The organism is Aeromonas sp. s2 (assembly GCF_040907935.1).
GTDB lineage: Bacteria > Pseudomonadota > Gammaproteobacteria > Enterobacterales > Aeromonadaceae > Aeromonas > Aeromonas dhakensis.
Window position 1 is genome coordinate 19,339 of record NZ_JBFOCR010000022.1, and the last position, 16,447, is coordinate 35,785.

17 protein-coding genes are annotated in these 16,447 nt (G+C 59.0%); 9 read left to right on the forward strand and 8 right to left on the reverse strand.

Features of this window, described 5'->3' with window-relative positions:
* The first annotated feature begins 271 nt into the window (after positions 1-271).
* The 4 genes from AB5Y81_RS17955 to AB5Y81_RS17970 all read left to right on the forward strand — a co-directional run bounded on the left by AB5Y81_RS17955 (position 272) and on the right by AB5Y81_RS17970 (position 4,545).
* Positions 272-1,150: a cation diffusion facilitator family transporter gene (locus AB5Y81_RS17955; RefSeq protein WP_010635891.1), complete on the forward strand. Its 879-nt coding sequence runs from the start codon at positions 272-274 to the stop codon at positions 1,148-1,150.
* A 95-nt stretch (positions 1,151-1,245) separates the two neighbouring features.
* Complete coding sequence (locus tag AB5Y81_RS17960) at positions 1,246-1,530, forward strand: DUF3811 domain-containing protein (protein ID WP_017785534.1); 285 nt, start codon at positions 1,246-1,248, stop codon at positions 1,528-1,530.
* Positions 1,531-2,018: 488 nt separating this feature from the next.
* Positions 2,019-2,228 carry a cold-shock protein gene (locus AB5Y81_RS17965; protein WP_005306081.1) on the forward strand — a complete coding sequence of 70 codons (210 nt, stop codon included), beginning with the start codon at positions 2,019-2,021 and terminating at the stop codon, positions 2,226-2,228.
* 370 nt (positions 2,229-2,598) lie between these two features.
* Positions 2,599-4,545, forward strand: coding sequence for a ligand-gated channel protein (locus tag AB5Y81_RS17970; protein ID WP_017782169.1), 1,947 nt, complete (start codon positions 2,599-2,601; stop codon positions 4,543-4,545).
* 34 nt (positions 4,546-4,579) lie between these two features.
* On the opposite strand, the gene AB5Y81_RS17975 is transcribed toward AB5Y81_RS17970, so the two are convergent.
* The 3 genes from AB5Y81_RS17975 to AB5Y81_RS17985 all read right to left on the reverse strand — a co-directional run bounded on the left by AB5Y81_RS17975 (position 4,580) and on the right by AB5Y81_RS17985 (position 8,285).
* Positions 4,580-6,064 (reverse strand): transporter substrate-binding domain-containing protein, encoded by a 1,485-nt coding sequence (locus AB5Y81_RS17975; protein ID WP_368146749.1) that lies wholly within the window; start codon positions 6,062-6,064, stop codon positions 4,580-4,582.
* Between the two features lie 102 nt (positions 6,065-6,166).
* Positions 6,167-7,552, reverse strand: a complete 1,386-nt coding sequence (locus AB5Y81_RS17980) for an ATP-binding protein (RefSeq protein ID WP_368146751.1) — start codon at positions 7,550-7,552, stop codon at positions 6,167-6,169.
* A 10-nt stretch (positions 7,553-7,562) separates the two neighbouring features.
* Positions 7,563-8,285 (reverse strand): response regulator, encoded by a 723-nt coding sequence (locus tag AB5Y81_RS17985; RefSeq protein WP_005306095.1) that lies wholly within the window; start codon positions 8,283-8,285, stop codon positions 7,563-7,565.
* Between the two features lie 179 nt (positions 8,286-8,464).
* On the opposite strand from AB5Y81_RS17985, the gene AB5Y81_RS17990 reads away from it, so the two are divergent.
* The 3 genes from AB5Y81_RS17990 to AB5Y81_RS18000 all read left to right on the forward strand — a co-directional run bounded on the left by AB5Y81_RS17990 (position 8,465) and on the right by AB5Y81_RS18000 (position 9,605).
* Positions 8,465-8,638, forward strand: coding sequence for a hypothetical protein (locus AB5Y81_RS17990; RefSeq protein ID WP_162852029.1), 174 nt, complete (start codon positions 8,465-8,467; stop codon positions 8,636-8,638).
* Positions 8,639-8,708: 70 nt separating this feature from the next.
* The gene (locus tag AB5Y81_RS17995; protein ID WP_126880664.1) at positions 8,709-9,035 is read left to right on the forward strand and encodes a hypothetical protein; all 327 of its coding nucleotides are present in this window, start codon (positions 8,709-8,711) and stop codon (positions 9,033-9,035) included.
* Between the two features lie 219 nt (positions 9,036-9,254).
* Positions 9,255-9,605: a hypothetical protein gene (locus AB5Y81_RS18000; RefSeq protein ID WP_010635886.1), complete on the forward strand. Its 351-nt coding sequence runs from the start codon at positions 9,255-9,257 to the stop codon at positions 9,603-9,605.
* A gap of 57 nt (positions 9,606-9,662) precedes the next feature.
* On the opposite strand, the gene AB5Y81_RS18005 is transcribed toward AB5Y81_RS18000, so the two are convergent.
* From AB5Y81_RS18005 to AB5Y81_RS18015, 3 genes are all read right to left on the reverse strand, one after another.
* Entirely contained in the window at positions 9,663-10,082 is a 420-nt protein-coding gene (locus AB5Y81_RS18005; RefSeq protein ID WP_005306108.1) for a hypothetical protein, read from the reverse strand.
* Between the two features lie 140 nt (positions 10,083-10,222).
* On the reverse strand, positions 10,223-11,224 hold the full coding sequence (locus tag AB5Y81_RS18010; RefSeq protein ID WP_215270541.1) for a diguanylate cyclase: 1,002 nt from the start codon (positions 11,222-11,224) through the stop codon (positions 10,223-10,225).
* 188 nt (positions 11,225-11,412) lie between these two features.
* Positions 11,413-12,372 carry a helix-turn-helix transcriptional regulator gene (locus AB5Y81_RS18015; protein WP_279485195.1) on the reverse strand — a complete coding sequence of 320 codons (960 nt, stop codon included), beginning with the start codon at positions 12,370-12,372 and terminating at the stop codon, positions 11,413-11,415.
* Between the two features lie 75 nt (positions 12,373-12,447).
* On the opposite strand from AB5Y81_RS18015, the gene AB5Y81_RS18020 reads away from it, so the two are divergent.
* Positions 12,448-12,846, forward strand: a complete 399-nt coding sequence (locus AB5Y81_RS18020) for a VOC family protein (protein ID WP_021466292.1) — start codon at positions 12,448-12,450, stop codon at positions 12,844-12,846.
* 421 nt (positions 12,847-13,267) lie between these two features.
* Here AB5Y81_RS18020 and AB5Y81_RS18025 read toward each other — a convergent pair whose 3' ends face one another.
* Positions 13,268-13,444 (reverse strand): hypothetical protein, encoded by a 177-nt coding sequence (locus AB5Y81_RS18025; RefSeq protein ID WP_017780874.1) that lies wholly within the window; start codon positions 13,442-13,444, stop codon positions 13,268-13,270.
* A gap of 71 nt (positions 13,445-13,515) precedes the next feature.
* On the opposite strand from AB5Y81_RS18025, the gene AB5Y81_RS18030 reads away from it, so the two are divergent.
* Positions 13,516-14,460, forward strand: coding sequence for a LysR substrate-binding domain-containing protein (locus AB5Y81_RS18030; protein WP_019838615.1), 945 nt, complete (start codon positions 13,516-13,518; stop codon positions 14,458-14,460).
* A 373-nt stretch (positions 14,461-14,833) separates the two neighbouring features.
* On the opposite strand, the gene AB5Y81_RS18035 is transcribed toward AB5Y81_RS18030, so the two are convergent.
* Positions 14,834-16,339, reverse strand: coding sequence for a hypothetical protein (locus tag AB5Y81_RS18035; protein ID WP_368146754.1), 1,506 nt, complete (start codon positions 16,337-16,339; stop codon positions 14,834-14,836).
* Positions 16,340-16,447 lie beyond the last annotated feature (108 nt).

The following is a 16,447-nucleotide window of genomic DNA, read 5'->3' on the forward strand; positions in this document are numbered from 1 at the left end:
CCCCCGTCAGGCACTCCTGGGCGGGGAAGGAACGGCCGTAAAAACACCGGAAGCCTTATAAAGTAGCGATTATCAATATTATTTGGTGACCACCTGAAATAAATCACCAAAAACCAAAATAACTATTATTTAAACGAGCAGTGTTAATTTGGATAAGCATTCTCACTATCGCCGGAAACAAAAAGTTACAACCTCAAGAAGTCATTATTAACGCAAGCTGATATTATCAGGCCTTATTTTCAAACTATTTCATCGAGAATAGGGATATCCCATGACCAGAAAAACCAGAGCCGCCTTGGTCTCGGTTTGCTCCAATATCAGCCTGATTGTCATGAAGATAATTGCCGGCATACTGAGCGGTTCCGTCAGCATCATCTCCGAAGCCATCCACTCGGCCATGGATCTGGTGGCCGCCCTGATCGCGCTGGTGGCCGTGCGCAAGTCGGATATTCCACCCGACCCGCGCCACCCCTATGGCCACGACAAGATAGAGAATGTCTCCGGCGTGATCGAAGCGCTGCTGATCCTGCTGGCCGCCGGCTGGATCATCTTCGAGGCCGTCGGCAAGCTGATCACCCCCACTCCCATCGAAGGCGTCGGACTCGGCGTGCTGGTCATGCTGTTGTCGGCGCTGGTCAACAGCGGCGTCTCCGCCTATCTCTACCGGGTCGCCAAGGAGGAAGAGTCGGTGGCGCTGGCCGCCGATGCCCTGCATCTGAAGGCGGATGTGCTGACCTCGCTCGGGGTGGCTGCCGGTCTGCTCGGCATCTGGATCGCCTCTGCGCTGGGCTACAACCTCTATCTGCTGGATCCCCTCGTCGCCATCGGGGTCGCGCTCTTCATCCTCAGAGAAGCCATCGCCATGCTCAACCAGGCCTTCCAGCCCCTGCTGGATCACAGCATGAGCGAGGAGGAGCTGGCCATCACCACCCAAGTGATCGAGGAGTGTTGCCCGGAGCACGGCGGCTTCCACGACCTGCGCAGCCGTCAGGCGGGGCGTCGCCGCCATATCGACTTCCACCTGACACTGCCCAAGGAGATGAGCATCGAGCACTCTCACGCCATCTGTGACCGCATAGAGCAAGGGATCCAGCGCCATCTGCCCCACGCCATCGTGCTGATCCATGTCGAACCAACCGGTCACGCCTAGTCCAACCGGGGAAATCATCGGGAATGCCATCGACAGCACAATAAACAGCCAGGTGACGTGGTAGGGTATTCCCTCCCCGTCATCAGGTACACGCCGTGAAAAAGCTGGAAATGAAGGATCTCACCGACGCCGAAAAGGCCGGGATCACCCTGCTGCTGCAAAAAGCACAGGCCAACGCGGACCACCCATTGACCAATGCCGAACGCAATCGCATACGCGAGGAAGGCCGGCTCAAGGTGGTCGCAGACCGGGCAGCAGCTGCGAAAGCGGCGGCACAACTCGCAAGAGACAAGGCCAAGGAACGGGCCGCCAATCAGGTACTGCCCGAGACATTCAGCTGGGTTGACTCCGTCAGCAATCGCTTTCGAAAGAAGCCTTGATCATGCCGTTTCAACCGAATGTAGCCAGCCCACGCCCTGTCGACGGGCTGGCTTTTTCATGATGGAAGGGGAAGGTTCTGACCCTTGACGTGACATTATCTGTCGACTCGCATGACCCTTTATCTCGTTTTTTCTGCGCACAAAGGGATTCACCCCAACCCGAAACGCACCTGAAATGGATATTCATGCTATTGATATAAAAGGTAAAATCGTCCTGAAAATCCAGTCATCCGGCACAGAGTGCCAACTGAGAGATAAAGTTTGCTTTAACAAAGCGTGCGTGTTCTAATCGACAGCGATAGTTCGGCAGTTCAGTCCTGATTATGTTAGGCAGTCATTTTAGTAAAGCAGTGATTAGTGCAAGTGTTATTTCGATGATGCTTGACGAATAATTCTCCTTCTTTAGTGCTTCCCCTACGTATTGCTGACGAAAAATCAAAACTTGCCATCTGATGGCATTTCAAACACTAAATTTGAGAGTAATTATTATGTCCAAAGTGACTGGTACCGTAAAATTCTTCAACTCCGAAAAAGGTTTTGGCTTCATCTCCCCGGTTGATGGCAGCAAAGACGTGTTCGTACACTTCTCCGCTATCCAGTCCAACGGTTTCAAAACCCTGGAAGAAGGTCAGCGCGTTGAGTTCACCATCGAGCAAGGCCAGAAAGGCCCGGCTGCTGCCAACGTAGTTGCCCTGTAATTCAAGTCAGGGATACCGTCACCCCGCTTCTGCCGGCTGAACGGATCCACTGCAAGAATTGAAAAAACCCGCTTCGGCGGGTTTTTTGTTGCCTCGAATTCACCCTGCCCGCCATCCCCGCCCTGCTCCCATCCTTGCATACCTCCGCTTCTCTGCTGGCGAGAGGATAACCGCACAATATTAATGAGATTAATTATCATTTACACAGCCATCAGTGATCACTACAATGCCTGCCGACCGCCGGGATCACTATTCGATTGAACCTGCCTGGTCCGGGTTTCACGCGGGATGCGGCGAGACCCCCCATCGATTCACCCAAAGGATGAATGCATCTTCTTACTAAAAAAGAGTTCAGGCCAACATGATAACAATGCACCGCAACAAGCTGACCACGCTCATTCTCGCCGTCCTCGCCGCCAACGCCCATGCCGCCGAACAGGAGGTCATGGTGGTGACCGCCTCCGGCTTCCAGCAGAAGATCGAGAACACCGCCGCCTCCATCTCGGTGGTGACGCGCGAGCAACTGGAGAAACGCGCCTACCGTGACGTGACCGACGCCCTGAAGGACGTGCCGGGGGTGGTGATCACCGGCGGCGGCAGCAGCAGTGACATCAGCATTCGCGGCATGAGCTCCAAGTACACACTGATGCTGGTCGACGGCAAGCGGGTCGACAGCCGCGGCACCCGTCCCAACAGCGACGGCCCCGGCATCGAGCAGGGCTGGCTGCCGCCGCTGCAGGCCATCGAGCGGATCGAGGTGGTACGCGGCCCCATGTCCTCCCGTTACGGCTCCGACGCCATGGGCGGCGTCATCAACATCATCACCCGCAAGACCGCCAGCATGACGGCCTGGCAAGGTTCGGTGCAGGCCGACTCCACCTTCCAGGAGAACAAGGACTCCGGCAACATCTTCCAGAGCAACGCCTACACCGCTGGCGCCCTGGTGGATGGCCTGCTGGGGGTGCGAGTGAACGGTCTGCTCTCCCACCGCGGCGAGGATCAGTTCCAGAACGGGTTCGCCGAACAGGAGATGCGCAGCGGCACTGTGGTGTTCAGCCTGACGCCGGACGAGCACAACCGCTTTGACTTCGAGGCCAGCCGCGGTCTGCAGGATCGCAACCGGACCCCAGGCGACTCTCTGGCAGCCAAGGCCAAGCCCAGCCTGAACACCTACGGGCGCACCAACTACGCCATCACCCACGACGGCCGTTATGACTTCGGCTCTTCCACCAGCTACCTACAGCGGGAAGAGAACACCAACCCCGGCCGTCAGATGAAGCTCATCAACACCATCGCCGACACCCATACCCAGTTCGAACTGGGGGCTCACTACCTGAGCGTGGGCGGTCAATACCGTCACGAGGATCTGCAGGATGAGGGCAACCAGCTCAACGTGGCCAACCGTGCCAATCAGCTGACCCGCTGGAGCTGGGCCCTGTTCGTGGAAGACGAGTGGTCGCTGACCGACAGCTTCGCCCTCACCGGCGGCGTGCGGATGGACCGTGACCAGAACTACGGCACCCACTGGAGCCCGCGTCTGTACGGGGTCTGGCACCCGGCCGAATTCTGGACCCTGAAGGGTGGGGTCTCCACCGGTTACCGCTCACCGGATCTGCGCATGTCAGCCGCCAACTGGGGCCAGGCCACCGGCGGCGGCACCCAGGACGGCATGCTGGTCGGCAACCCGCAGCTCAAACCGGAAACCAGCGTGAGCCAGGAGATCGCCCTGCTGTGGGATGGTCAGGAGGGGCTGAGCACAGGGCTGACCCTGTTCAATACCGACTTCGAGGACAAGATCTCCGAGATCCGCCGCTGCACCAGCAAGGATGACCCCTCCTGCACCCTGAACGGTCACACCTATGACTTCATCAGCGACCGCATCAACGTCGACAAGGCGAACATGCGCGGGGTGGAAGGCACGGCCAACTGGGCCATCAACGAAAAGTGGTCGCTGGCCTCCAGCTACACCTTCACCCAGTCCGAGCAGAAGAGCGGTCCGAACGAGGGCAAGGCGCTTAACCAGATGCCGCGCCACATGTTCAACACCACGGTTGACTGGAAGAGTACCGATGACGTCAGCCTCTGGTCACGGGTCAACTTCCGCAGCAAGACCTCGGACTACCTGAGCCGGGTCAGAATGGCCGACGGCACCCCTTCCTACACCTTCTTCGACACGGGTCTGGTCTACAAGGCCAACGAACATCTGAACGTCACCGCAGGCGTCTACAACCTGTTCGACAAGACGGTGGACTACAGCAGCTTCGGCACAGTGCTGGATGGTCGCCGCTACACCCTGGGCATGACCTACAACTTCTGATGACTCACCGCCGCCCACCCTGGGCGGCGGTTTTTTATTGCCCCGCCTCGTCTGCCATCTCTTTCACATAGCTTGCCGCCTGCCAGGTGTTGCGCCCCAGCGACTTGGCGCCATACATCAGCTGATCCGCCTGCAGCAGCACTCGTCGGCCCTCTGCCCTCACCTCTGCCGGCACCCACACCGCCCCCGTGCTGATGGAGATGCCAAGCTCCCCGGCGCTGGTCGACAGCTTGCGGCCATTGACCTCCCGCCCGATCCGCTCGGCCCACTGCTGCAGCGTCGCCATGTCGACCACCAGCAGACTGATGCAGAACTCCTCGCCGCCGATGCGGGCGAACAGGGCGCTGGCGGGCAACACCCGCTGCACGCGCGCCACCATGGCCGACAGTACCTCGTCGCCGACCCCGTGCCCGAAGTGATCGTTGATCCCCTTGAAGCGATCGAGATCGAACAGCAGCAGGGCACACGGCTCGCCGCTGCTCAGCCGTTGTTCCAGCAGCGGCAAGAAGGCGCGCCGATTGAAGATGCCGGTCATGGAGTCGGTGCTGGCGAGGCGCTCCAGCCTGGCGTTGGCCTGGATAAGCTCGGCGGTACGGCTCGCCACCGCCCGCCGCAGCTGGATGATGTAGGCCATCAGCACCAGGCCGCCGGCGGCCAGCAGCCAGGGCCAGAGATGAGCCGGGTAGACGGTCTCGATATGCATCCACTTGCGGATGATCCGCTCCCGATCCGCCTCGCCGATGCGGGTGAAACCCTGCTCCAGCTCCTGCAGCAGCGCCTGATTGCCCTTGGCGACGGCAAAGCGGACGTCATCGCTGTAGAGGTGGCGCACCGGGATGAAGCGGGTGGGATCCGCCGCGGTGTAGATGTAAAAGTTGGCCACCTGCAGGTCGGCGATGAAGGCTTCCAGTTCGCCGTTCAAGGCAGCGCGCAGCATGGCGTCGTTGTCATCGAAGGTGCGCAGCCGGGTGCGCGGGAAGTTCTTGCGGGCGTAGTACTCCTCGAACCCTCCCGCCACCACCCCCACGCTCTCGTGCAGCAGGTAGTAGTTCACGTCCGAACCGCGCAGGGAGTTGGCGAAGAAGAGCTGGGCGTCGAGGTGGGAGAGGGCCTGTCCATAGTCGTAGACCATATTGCGCTCCGGCGACCAGAGCAGGCCACCATGGACATCGGCCTGGCCGTTGCGAACCAGATCCAGCGAGCTCTGCCAGTCCACCAGCTTGAACTGGATGGGGCGACCGGTGACGCGGCCATACTCGCGCCACAGATCGATCAGCAGGCCATCGGGCTGACCCGCTTCATTGAGATAGGAGAAGGGCTGCCAGGCCTTGGAGTTGGCCACGATGAGCGGTTTGGGCGCTGTGTTCGCCCATGCCGGCAATACCAGCGCACAGAGCAGCAGCAACCACCCGTATCCTCGCCACCTGACTCCCGACTCACCTGCCATCCCTGTACCGACCCTGCTGTTTAGCCGTCTGCGCGGCCATCGATTATCACCATCTTCAGCATAGGAGAACAAGCATGAGCGAGTATGAAACGAGCGTGATGCCGGCCGGACCAGTGCAAGACCAAAAACGAACAGGGCGCCCACAGGCGCCCTTTCCATCGACTCGTTCGCCCCTCACAGCGGCAGGCTGATACGCGCTTCCAGTCCGCCCTGCTCCCGGTTGTGCAGGGTCAGTTCGCCCCCATGCTGGTGCACCAGGGTGCGGGCGATGGAGAGTCCCAGCCCTACGCTGCCGGATTCGGTGTTGCGGGCCTCGTCGAGGCGCACGAACGGCTTGAACACATCCTCCAGCCGGGCCGGATCGATGCCGGGCCCCTGATCGCAGACCCGGATCACCAGCTCGCTGTCGGTGCGTTCCAGCGACACCTCGGCGCTGCCGGCATACTTGATGGCGTTGCCGATGAGGTTTTGCAGCACCCGGCGCAGGGTGTTGGCGCGGCAGGCGTAGACCTGCTTGCCCTCTGCCAGACAGGTAACCGGCTGACCTGTGTCGGCATAGTCGTCGCACAGGCTCTCCAGCAGGCTGACCAGGTCCAGCTCCCGGGTCGCCTCCTGCTGCCCCTCCTCCCGGGCAAAGCTGAGGGTGGCCGCCAGCATCTGCTCCATCTGTTGCAGGGTCTGCTGGATCCGCTCCTTGTCCTCCCCCTCGTCCAGAAATTCGGTGCGCAGCCGCAGGCTGGTGATGGGGGTACGCAGATCGTGGGAGATGGCCGCCAGCATACGGGTACGGTCCTGCACGAAGCGATCGAGCCGGGTGTGCATGCGGTTGAAGGCCTGGATGGATTCGCGTACCTCGGTCGGCCCCTCCTCCCGCAGCGGCTCTATGTCCTCGCCGCGGCCGAGCCGGTCCGCGTTGGCGGCCAGCTGCTTGAGCGGCCGGGTGGCACGACGGAACAGCCAGATCATCATGCCGATCACCAGGCTCGCCACCAGCATCAGGTTGAAGGTGGTCTGCCAGGACCAGCTGGCCGACTCCTTGTCCACCAGCGAGCTGAACTGCAGCCAGCCGCCGCGCGGCAGCTGGATGGAGCCGTACAGCCGCATGTCCTGCGGCGGCGGCCCCCCCTTGCGGTCCTTCATCATCCGGTTGTGGTGCTGCCAGGCCCTGCTGCGCTGGGCATCCTGCTTGAGCTCGGCGCTGATCTCCACCATCAGGCTCGAGGGGTAACCCAACCGGGAGCGCACCAGCTGCTCGAAGCGGGGACTGCGGTTGTCCGGCTGCAGCGGCTCGTCGGCGATGCGCAGCAGCAGGGTCTCGCTGCGGCTCGCCTTGAGGATCTCGTCATAGAGGGAGGGGGGCGAGAGGGCCAGCAGCCGCACCACCGAGACGATGCGCTGCATGGCGTTGCGGCTGTTGACGTAGCCGAGCGCCTCCTCCCGATCGGTACGATAGATCTGGATGCTGAGCAGCTGGATCAGCACCAGCCCGGCCAGCGCCACCAGGATGATCTGGCCGGTCAGCCCCTTGGGCCACAGCTTCGACCAGCCGCGTCTTAACATCCCCACCGCCTTATACCTGGGTCACATCGGCAGCAAACAGATAACCGCCGCCCCAGATGGTCTTGATAAGCTCGGGATTCTTGGGATCCCGCTCCAGCTTGCGCCGCAGCCGGCTCACCAGGGTGTCGATGGCACGGTCGAACGCCACCGCCTCGCGGCCGCGGGCCAGATCCAGCAGCTGATCCCGGCTCAGCACCCGCTGCGGGCGCTCCAGAAAGACCCGCAGCAGGTCGAATTCGGCGGTAGAGAGGCTCAGCCCCACCCCTTCCTCATCCACCAGCTCGCGCCGGTTGATGTCGAGCAGCCAGCGATCGAAGCGCAGATCCCGGGTCAAGGCCTCGGCCACCGGCTGCGGCTCGACCTGGGTGCGGCGCATCACCGCCTTGATGCGGGCCAGCAGCTCGCGCGGATTGAACGGCTTGGCGAGGTAGTCGTCGGCCCCCATCTCCAGCCCTATGATGCGGTCGGTCTCCTCCCCCATGGCGGTAAGCATGATGATGGGCAGGCTGGACTTGGCCCGCAGCTCGCGGCACAGGGTCAGGCCATCCTCCCCCGGCATCATCAGATCCAGCACCAGCAGATCGAACTCCCGCTCCTCCAGCAGCCGCTTCATCTCCTTGCCATCGCGGGCACAGCTGACCCGCAGGCCGTGCTGTTCCAGAAAACGCTTCAGCAGATCGCGGATCTCGCTGTGATCGTCGACCACCAGAATGTGGGTGCTGTTTTGATTCATGGGGACCTCCTGTTAGAGCTGGCACGAGTATACGAAAATCCGCCGGGCGGTTTGTGTCAAAGTGTGCCAGATCAGCAAGATGCCACACTCTGCTACAAAAAAGCGGCCGCTCGGCAAAGTTGAGACACAGACCGGCTGTTTACTGTGACCACCCCATTGGTTGCAGGAGCAGACAGGCCATGCTGGCCCTCACCACCCCCTTGCTGCTGGCCTTTGCCGCCAGCGAAGCCCTTGCCAGACAGGCAAGGCGCACATCCGGCCAGACCGACCCGGTGCAAGCCAGCGCCGTCAACGCGGCAGCAGACGATATCAGTGTGCCCGCCGACCAGGCGACCGAGCCCCCTTCGTCATGATGCGCCCCCTCCGGTGCGCACCCTGACCTTCCCGCCGCCCCTGCGGCATCTCATCAAGGAGAATCGACTCATGATCAACAAGACCATGGCCCTGTTCATGCTTGCCGGACTGGCCCACACCGGGCTGGCCCAGGCCGCCCTGCCGGCCGACGTCAGCGTTGCCCCCGGCCTGCTGTTCGTCAACTGGCACGACACCGCCAGCAGCGGCGATGCCCATCCGACCCTGGAGGTCCACAATGCCGCCGGCGATCTGATCAAGCGGGTCCCTGCCCGGCTGAACGGCATGCAGCAGGTACGCCTGCCGATGCGGGCCCAGGGTGACCTGACCCTCAGCCTGGATGGCGAGAGCAGCAGCTATCGGATGCCCTACAACGTCGGTAGCGGTCGCCAGCGCTAAGCCCGCCCATCCGGAAAAATACCCCGCCAGTGACAGACACTGACGGGGTATTTTTATTGCCCGCCAGCATGGGTCCGGTCAATGCCCAGTACAGGGTCATGGTGTCACACTCTGCTACAAAATAGGCTTCAACTGGCAAAGTTCAGACACCTGTCTGGTGTGTAATCAGGGTCAAGGCGAGCAAGCCGACCCCGAACTCAATCCGCAAGGAGATAGACCATGAAAAAACTGACCAAGACCCTGCTGACCGCCACCCTGATCCTTGGCCTGCCGCTTGGCGCCTATGCCGCCAGCGAAGCCGTCAGCACTGCCCAGCCCGGCATGATGACCGACTGCCCGATGGACGGCAGCGGCATGATGGGCGGCAAGCACCATGGCGGCCGCCACGACAAGATGGCCCGCATGCAGAACATGACGCCTGAGCAGATCCAGACTCACCTGCAGCAGCGTTACGACAAGATCGAAGATCCGGCCAAGAAGGCCGAGTTCGTGAAAAACCTGAATCTGCGTGCCGACGGCATGACCAAGCACGCCGAAGCGATGAAGCAGTTCGCCGAAGCGCACCAGTAATTCGAAAGCAGCAAAAAGGGGCCCGCGGGCCCCTTTTTTCATGCACGTCGTTCAGACTCAGGCCTTGGTCTTGTCGGCCAGGTTCAGGGTCTTGACGGTTTCGCCTTCGAACTTGATGAGCACGGTTTTCTGGGCCACTTCGGACTCCTTGAACAGGCTCTTGGAGGTCTCTGCCAGCATGGGGGAGACCTTGTTCAGGGCGCCCAGATCATAGGTCCACACTTCCAGACCGGCTTCGGTCTTGGTGCTGGCCGGTGCACCCAGCTTCTCTTTGATGGCCTGCTTGTTGGAGCCGCCTTCCTTGATGTCCAGCGCCTTCTTGATCGCCTCGTTGGAGGCGCTGTCCATGGCGGTGCCGGCCATCTCTTTGGCAGTGCTGGTTACGCTGCTGGTCACTGTGTCGGTCAGGGAGTCCATCAGGCCGGCGTTGGCCATCAGGGGCAGTGCAGTCAGGGCAACCAGGATGCTCTTTTTCATCGTTTCATGTCTCACGGGGATTAAAGAGCGCGCATCAGACCAGCGTACCCGTACGGAGTCAAGATGAGGCTGCGGTCAAGGCGCATTCGGGGGGAAGGATTAGCACCATTCGGCAGCCAGCGGCCTGGCGGGGCGGCCGGCTACTGGCAGATCTGGTTCTTGCCCGTCTGCTTGGCCTGATAGAGGGCCCGATCCATTCTGACCATCAGCTGACCCATGCTCTCGTCCGGCCGGTACTCGGCCAGCCCGAAGCTCATGGTGATGGGGAAGTGCTCGCACACCGGCGTCGCCATCAGCAACTGCCGCAGCTTGTCGGCCACCCGCCAGCCATCGGCCAGGCCGGTATTGGGCAGCACCACCATGAACTCGTCCCCGCCCCAGCGGGCAATCAGGTCTATTTCGCGAATATGTGCCCGCACCAGCGCCACTATGTTGATCAGGGTCTGATCCCCCGCCTGGTGACCGTGGCTGTCGTTGATCTGCTTGAAGTCGTCCACGTCCATGGCGATGACGGAGAAGGGTTGCTGAAAACGCTTGGCACGCTCGCACTCCTGCCGAATGGTGCGCTCCAGCCGGTAGCGGCTGGCGGCACCGGTCAGGGCGTCGGTTTCCGCCAGCTGGCGATTCTCCTCCGCCTTTTGCTGCAGCGCCTCGTTGAGCCGTACCAGCTCGGCGGTGCGCAAGGCAATCTGCTGCTCCAGGGTGTGGTTGCGCCGCTCCAGCTGCTCCAGCAGCAGCTTCTGGGCGTGGATGTTGCGGTGAGCGCCGATCATCCGGGCCACAGAACCGTCCGGGTTGCGGGCTATGATGCGGCCGCAATCCTCGATCCAGATGTAGTCGCCGCCGCGGCTGCGGCAGCGATACTCGACCCGGTAGTCGGGGGCGGCGCCGCTCAGGTAGGCGTCGAAGCAGGCCATCACCTGCTCCATGTCGTCGGGATGGATCACGCTCTCCCAGGTGAAGACAGTGTTGCCGAGGGTGTGGGGCTCGTAGCCCAGCATCCGGTACCAGCCGGGATTGCGATAGACGAACCCGGTGTTGGCGTTCCAGTCCCAGATACCGTCGCTCACCACCGCCAGGATGCCGTGCACCACGGCTTCGCTGACGTCCGAGATCCTGATCGTGTCACTGTCTTGCAGCATAGAGACCATCCTTGCCCTCTCACCCCCAACTGCGGGAAATGCAATCTGATTGAAGAAAAACGATTATGGGGAGACGACTCCCATGAAACCCAACTCTGTCGCGGCCAGCCGGCTAATGGCCCGTCTCCGGTTATCGGCCGCAATCAGGTTCGTCTGAACAACAGTAGCAACCAGTGTGACTCAATACACTAGCCTTTTCCGGTTTTAAAGGCGGGATGATGCCGGTGGCGATAGTGGCTGGGCGCCAGGCCATGCTGGCGTTTGAAGGCGGTGGAGAAGTGGTACTCGTTGCGAAAGCCGCACTGCTCGGCCAGCAGCTTGACCGAATCGGCCCGGCTGGCCAGCAACAACGCCGCCCGTTGCAGCCGCAGCCGTTGCAGCAGCGCCATGGGCGCCAGCGCGAAGTGCTGCTGGCAGAGCCGGTAGAGCTGACGCTCGGAGAGATGCAGGGCGCCGGCCATGCGCGCTATGTCCCAGGGCTCGGCCAGCGCCTCCTTGAGCAGCAGTTCGAGGCGCAGCGCCAGCCGCTCGCCGCGCCGCTGCCCCTCCCCCTTCTGCAGCAGACGGCGTAGATAGAAGCCGAGCTGCTCTACCAGCAGGGCACTGAGCAGCGGGTCCTGATGGCGCTCCTGCTCCGCATAGAGGTTCTCGATGGTGCGCAGCAGAGTGGCCTGCTGGGAGGTGCAACCGAGCCGGGATTGGCTGGCGAAGGCATCCCAGGGGGAGTCCTTGTGCAGCAGCAGCCACACCAGCTCCCAGTCGCTCGACTGTTGGCTCAACGGCTCGCTCGGTGGCTCTCTCAACTGCTCACTAATCGGCTCACTCAGCTGCTCACTAAGCTGCTCACTAAGCTGCTCTCTCAACTGATAGCAGAGCGGCTCCCCGGCCGGGATCAGAGCCCATTCACCCACCTGCAGCCGCGCCATGCGATCGCCCACCAGCACCTCCCCCTCGCCCCCCAGGGTCAGCAAGAAGCAGTGCATATCGGCAAAGCGGCGCGCGATGCGGTAGCGAGTCTTGAGGCGAGAATAGCCCGCCAGCCACACCTGCTCCTGCGCGAGGGCCGGCAGCAGGCTGTCACAGCAGATCTGCTCGCGGCAGTCGGGGGAGACATCGATAAGCTCGATGTTGGCAGTTTCAGACATCATCAGGACGGACTCAACCATGTCGAAGGGGCAGGCCCCAGCATAGCATTAAGGGCATCAAGTCACAGGAGACCAGCCATGCATATCCATCACGTCGCCATCTGGGCGCAGGATCTGGAGGCGCTCACAACATTCTATTGCACCCTGTTTGGCGGGCAGGCCAATGAGCGTTACCACAATCCAAGCAAACAGTTCAGCTCCTACTTCGTGCGCTTCGAAGGGGGGGCCAGTCTGGAGCTGATGCACACCCCCATCCTATTTCCGGCGGATCTGCGCCTGCCACACCCGCTGCAGGGGCTGGCCCATATCGCCTTCTCCCTCGGCAGCACAGAGGAGGTGGACAAGATGACCGCCCGCCTCAAGCTACTCAAGGGGGCCGAGGTGAAACACCTGGACGGCCCCCGCTGGACCGGCGACGGCTATTACGAGAGCACCTTCCTCGACCCGGAAGGCAACCGGCTGGAGCTCACCATCTAATCCCAGAGAGCTCCCCTCACCCTGCCCTCTCCCAACGGGAGAGGGGATCATGCGGTATCGGGAGCATGATCGCTCACCACACCGATTCAGTTAACCGCAATACCATCAGCCAGGTAGGTTCGATTAGCGAAGCGTAATCGGACAGCGTATTTGCTCCCTTCTCCCCTTGCGGGAGAAGGGTCGGGGATGAGGGGAAGGCAAAATAGATTTAACGGTAAACACTGGGCTTCGTTCAGCCACCACCTTCGCACCAGATTGATTGATGCGGGCCTCGAGCAGAAATATATACGGGACTACCAATCGCCAGATCATATCACCTGAGGCGCAATACTATATCTCAGACAGGGTGACACCAGCGCCGCTCAATATCATATTCAGAAAAACAAATATTAATCTGGCACACGGTACCAAAAACAACGTCTCAATATTTAATCCTGTCTCTGGCGTGGTGCTGCTTTTGATTGTCATCATCGTGCAGCCCCATATCATGTCGCAACCAGTCTGGCATATTCTCCTGCTTGAATGTGCGGGTCTTGTCGGCCCTTCTGGTCAATATTTTCATGATCGATTCGATCAGATTGCTTCCTGCCGTTTCCATGATAACCTCGCCTTTATTTCGCCGTTTGATTGGACGTCGAGTGTTATTAATCCGGGCCAGGAAGGCCAACGATGAAAGCTAACCAGACACATAAGCGCAAGTTATACATCGCCCAGATCGGCGCCCTGCACACCTTCGAGGCGGCGGCCCGCCACGGCAGCTATTCCCGCGCCGCCGAGGAGCTGTTCATCACCCAGGCGGCGGTCAGCCAGCAGATCCGGGGGCTGGAACAGAGTCTGGGGGTCAAGCTGTTTGTCCGCGAGGGGCGCAACATGCGCCTGACCGAGCGGGGTGCACGCCTGCTCCCCTGGGTCAGCCAGGGCATGGCGGCGTTCGAGCAGGGCATGGCCGCCCTCGAGTGTGAGCCGCTGGCAGGGGTGCTGAACGTCACCGTCATCCCCTCCTTCGCCAGCCGCTGGCTGATGCCGAGGCTCTGGCGCTTCGTCGAACGCCATCCCGAGGTCGAAGTGCGCCTCAACGCCAACCCCCAGGTGCAGCCCATAGGCCGGGGTGGCATGGATCTGGCGATCCGCTACTGCAACCGGGTCGACCCCGAGCTGAGCTCCTGCCTGCTGATCCGGGAGTGCGTCTTTCCGGTCTGCTCGCCGGCCCTGGCCGAGCGGCTGCAGCGTATCGAGGATCTCTACGACACCGTCATCGTCTCCGGGCCCGACTACGCCGGAGTCTCGTGGGAGAAGTGGCTGCAGGAGTCGGGCTATCGGCTCGACCTGAGCCGGATCAAGCGCTTCGAGGTCAACAACAACAGCCTGGCGATCGACATGGTGCTCTCCGGCAAGGGGGTCGCCCTGAGCCGCAACGTGCTGGCGGGGGATCTGATCGCCAGCGGCCTGCTGACCCGCCTCTTCACCAAGAGCTACAACCCCGACAACGACTACCACCTGATCTGGGATCCCGACTCTCCCCGACTGACCCGGATCCGCTGCTTTACCGACTGGCTCAAGGAGGAGGTCGCCCAAGGCCCCGGCTGCCAACCGGATATGCAGGCCGAACCATAAGCCAGAGGCGGTTGGGGGGGGTGGATATTCGACACTCGAATCTCTGGCTTGCCGAAACCCCGGCCAAGGGAGCCTCCAATCAGGTGATCGTCGGATTACACGACCATCCGGTTACGCGATTGTCCGATTACGCGACCGTCCGATTACGCTTCGCTAATCGAACCTACAAATGCCGGATAATCCCGTGGTGCGAAAGATATAAAATGATGCCCAGCCTCCCTTCTCCCGTTTATTAAAAAAGGAGGAGAAGGGTTGGGGATGAGGGGAAGGAAAAAGAGATTTCGCGGTAAACGTTGGGCTTCGCAGGCTCNGCCACAACCTACATAATCGGTAGGTTGGTGCTGAGCCTGCGAAGCCCAACATACGAGATATGCTAAAGCTTAGGAAGAAAATGCTCTCTCAATATTTTCAAAACTGCATCATCAGAACCAGCCACATGCCTTATTTCACTCGGTCCGAAAACAACAACATTAAATTTCTTTTTATTTGCTTCTTTAGTCCTTTCAATGCGAGTAATGGACTCATCAGAAAGACGTCCAGTTGTCCACAACTCAAAATTAGGAATGCCGCTGTTTGCATTAATTACTTCTAGTCTCTGTAAATGCTCTCTGACTCGTTTAATTCTAACATCTAGCCATTTATTTATTTCTTCGTTACTCACAAAAGAACCTGGTTTCATGGCTTTACACTCGATGATTCTTGGTTCACCGACCTGAGGAACTACATAAACATCAACCTCGGCCTTTTTTCCATTATTGTCTCTGAACATTCTATTAAGATAGACATTGCCATTAGTAGAATTTCTTATTATGTGGCTGACAAGCATTTCAAAAAATGCGCCTCGCATATTACCCATAGCACCTTCGAGACTGCCTAGCCTTGTGATCACTTCATCAAAAGCTTTACTTTCAATCTCTCCTGTAGCTGATTTTTTAGTAATATCGATTAAAGATATGAATGCTTCGGCTATATCTTTGCCAAAAAGACTTTCTGGTGTTGCTGGTATAACACCTTTTTCTTTGAGTTTTTTTAGTGCTTCTTTTTCATAGCTAAGGGCAACAAAAATATAAATAACCTTATTTATTTTCTTTAATGCTTGCAGTGAATTTATTTTATTTAAAAATGGCTCTATATGATTGATCCCTACACTTTCTGAAAATAAAACATCACAAACAACAAAGCCAGGGTTAGGCTTTTCTTGCTTATTCCAATCAACTAATGGTGCTAAGTAACTAGGTGATGAAAGATCCCAAAAAAATGGTCCCACCATTGGCGGGATCTTGATATCAGATCTTGTTTTAATACAATCAAAACTTGCTATAGATAACCTACGGAGCCACTCTTTTATAGCGCCAATAAATATCTCTTCAGCAAGTAACCTTGCACGAACAGAAACTATTTCCAACTCTTTCAATTCATTGTTGTCATATAAATCCTTGGTAAGGATGCACTCCCCTATGCCATCCACTTCGTCTTTTACAAAAATCTTCGCACTAAGCATTCTTTCCAATACACCAAGTGCACTAATTTTTTTCTGCTGAGCTTTTGGTGAGCCACAAACGGTATAAAAATGATCGATAGGAACAATGCCCCTAGCCTGTACAGCCCCCAGAGCTAAAGCGTACGCACCTTTCTGGCTATAAATTGCTTTAAACAAATGTCCCCAGAACATAGGAGAACCATAATCTTGTTCTAAATATGTAAAACGAGTCCCTCTAGAAAATGTTAAATATGCGAGCTGTTTTACTCGATTACTTGATCGCCTGATCCGTTGGCGAGCAGCTTCGTGTGTTAATCCATGCTTCTCTACAAGGTATGCGGCCAAATCACTGCTCAGACAAGGACCAAGATTCTTATACGAAAGTGCATCTTCAATCACGACCTTCCTCCCTGTGAGACATGTCACGCTGCGCTATTTATAAAACAAAAATACATGTTGCCATCCACAAAAAGCGCATCGAGACAACACCCATTAAAAATCAATGCC

Bases quoted from the DNA above. Each gene is read 5' to 3' on its own strand.
- AB5Y81_RS18005 (WP_005306108.1), bottom strand. From the start codon at position 10,082: ATGAAAAAGAGCATCCTGGTTGCCCTGACTGCACTGCCCCTGATGGCC.
- AB5Y81_RS18010 (WP_215270541.1), bottom strand. From the start codon at position 11,224: ATGCTGCAAGACAGTGACACGATCAGGATCTCGGACGTCAGCGAAGCC.
- AB5Y81_RS18000 (WP_010635886.1), top strand. From the start codon at position 9,255: ATGAAAAAACTGACCAAGACCCTGCTGACCGCCACCCTGATCCTTGGC.
- AB5Y81_RS18025 (WP_017780874.1), bottom strand. From the start codon at position 13,444: ATGGAAACGGCAGGAAGCAATCTGATCGAATCGATCATGAAAATATTG.
- AB5Y81_RS17990 (WP_162852029.1), top strand. From the start codon at position 8,465: ATGCTGGCCCTCACCACCCCCTTGCTGCTGGCCTTTGCCGCCAGCGAA.
- AB5Y81_RS17980 (WP_368146751.1), bottom strand. From the start codon at position 7,552: ATGTTAAGACGCGGCTGGTCGAAGCTGTGGCCCAAGGGGCTGACCGGC.
- AB5Y81_RS17955 (WP_010635891.1), top strand. From the start codon at position 272: ATGACCAGAAAAACCAGAGCCGCCTTGGTCTCGGTTTGCTCCAATATC.
- AB5Y81_RS17970 (WP_017782169.1), top strand. From the start codon at position 2,599: ATGCACCGCAACAAGCTGACCACGCTCATTCTCGCCGTCCTCGCCGCC.
- AB5Y81_RS17965 (WP_005306081.1), top strand. From the start codon at position 2,019: ATGTCCAAAGTGACTGGTACCGTAAAATTCTTCAACTCCGAAAAAGGT.
- AB5Y81_RS18020 (WP_021466292.1), top strand. From the start codon at position 12,448: ATGCATATCCATCACGTCGCCATCTGGGCGCAGGATCTGGAGGCGCTC.
- AB5Y81_RS17985 (WP_005306095.1), bottom strand. From the start codon at position 8,285: ATGAATCAAAACAGCACCCACATTCTGGTGGTCGACGATCACAGCGAG.
- AB5Y81_RS17995 (WP_126880664.1), top strand. From the start codon at position 8,709: ATGATCAACAAGACCATGGCCCTGTTCATGCTTGCCGGACTGGCCCAC.
- AB5Y81_RS18015 (WP_279485195.1), bottom strand. From the start codon at position 12,372: ATGATGTCTGAAACTGCCAACATCGAGCTTATCGATGTCTCCCCCGAC.
- AB5Y81_RS18030 (WP_019838615.1), top strand. From the start codon at position 13,516: ATGAAAGCTAACCAGACACATAAGCGCAAGTTATACATCGCCCAGATC.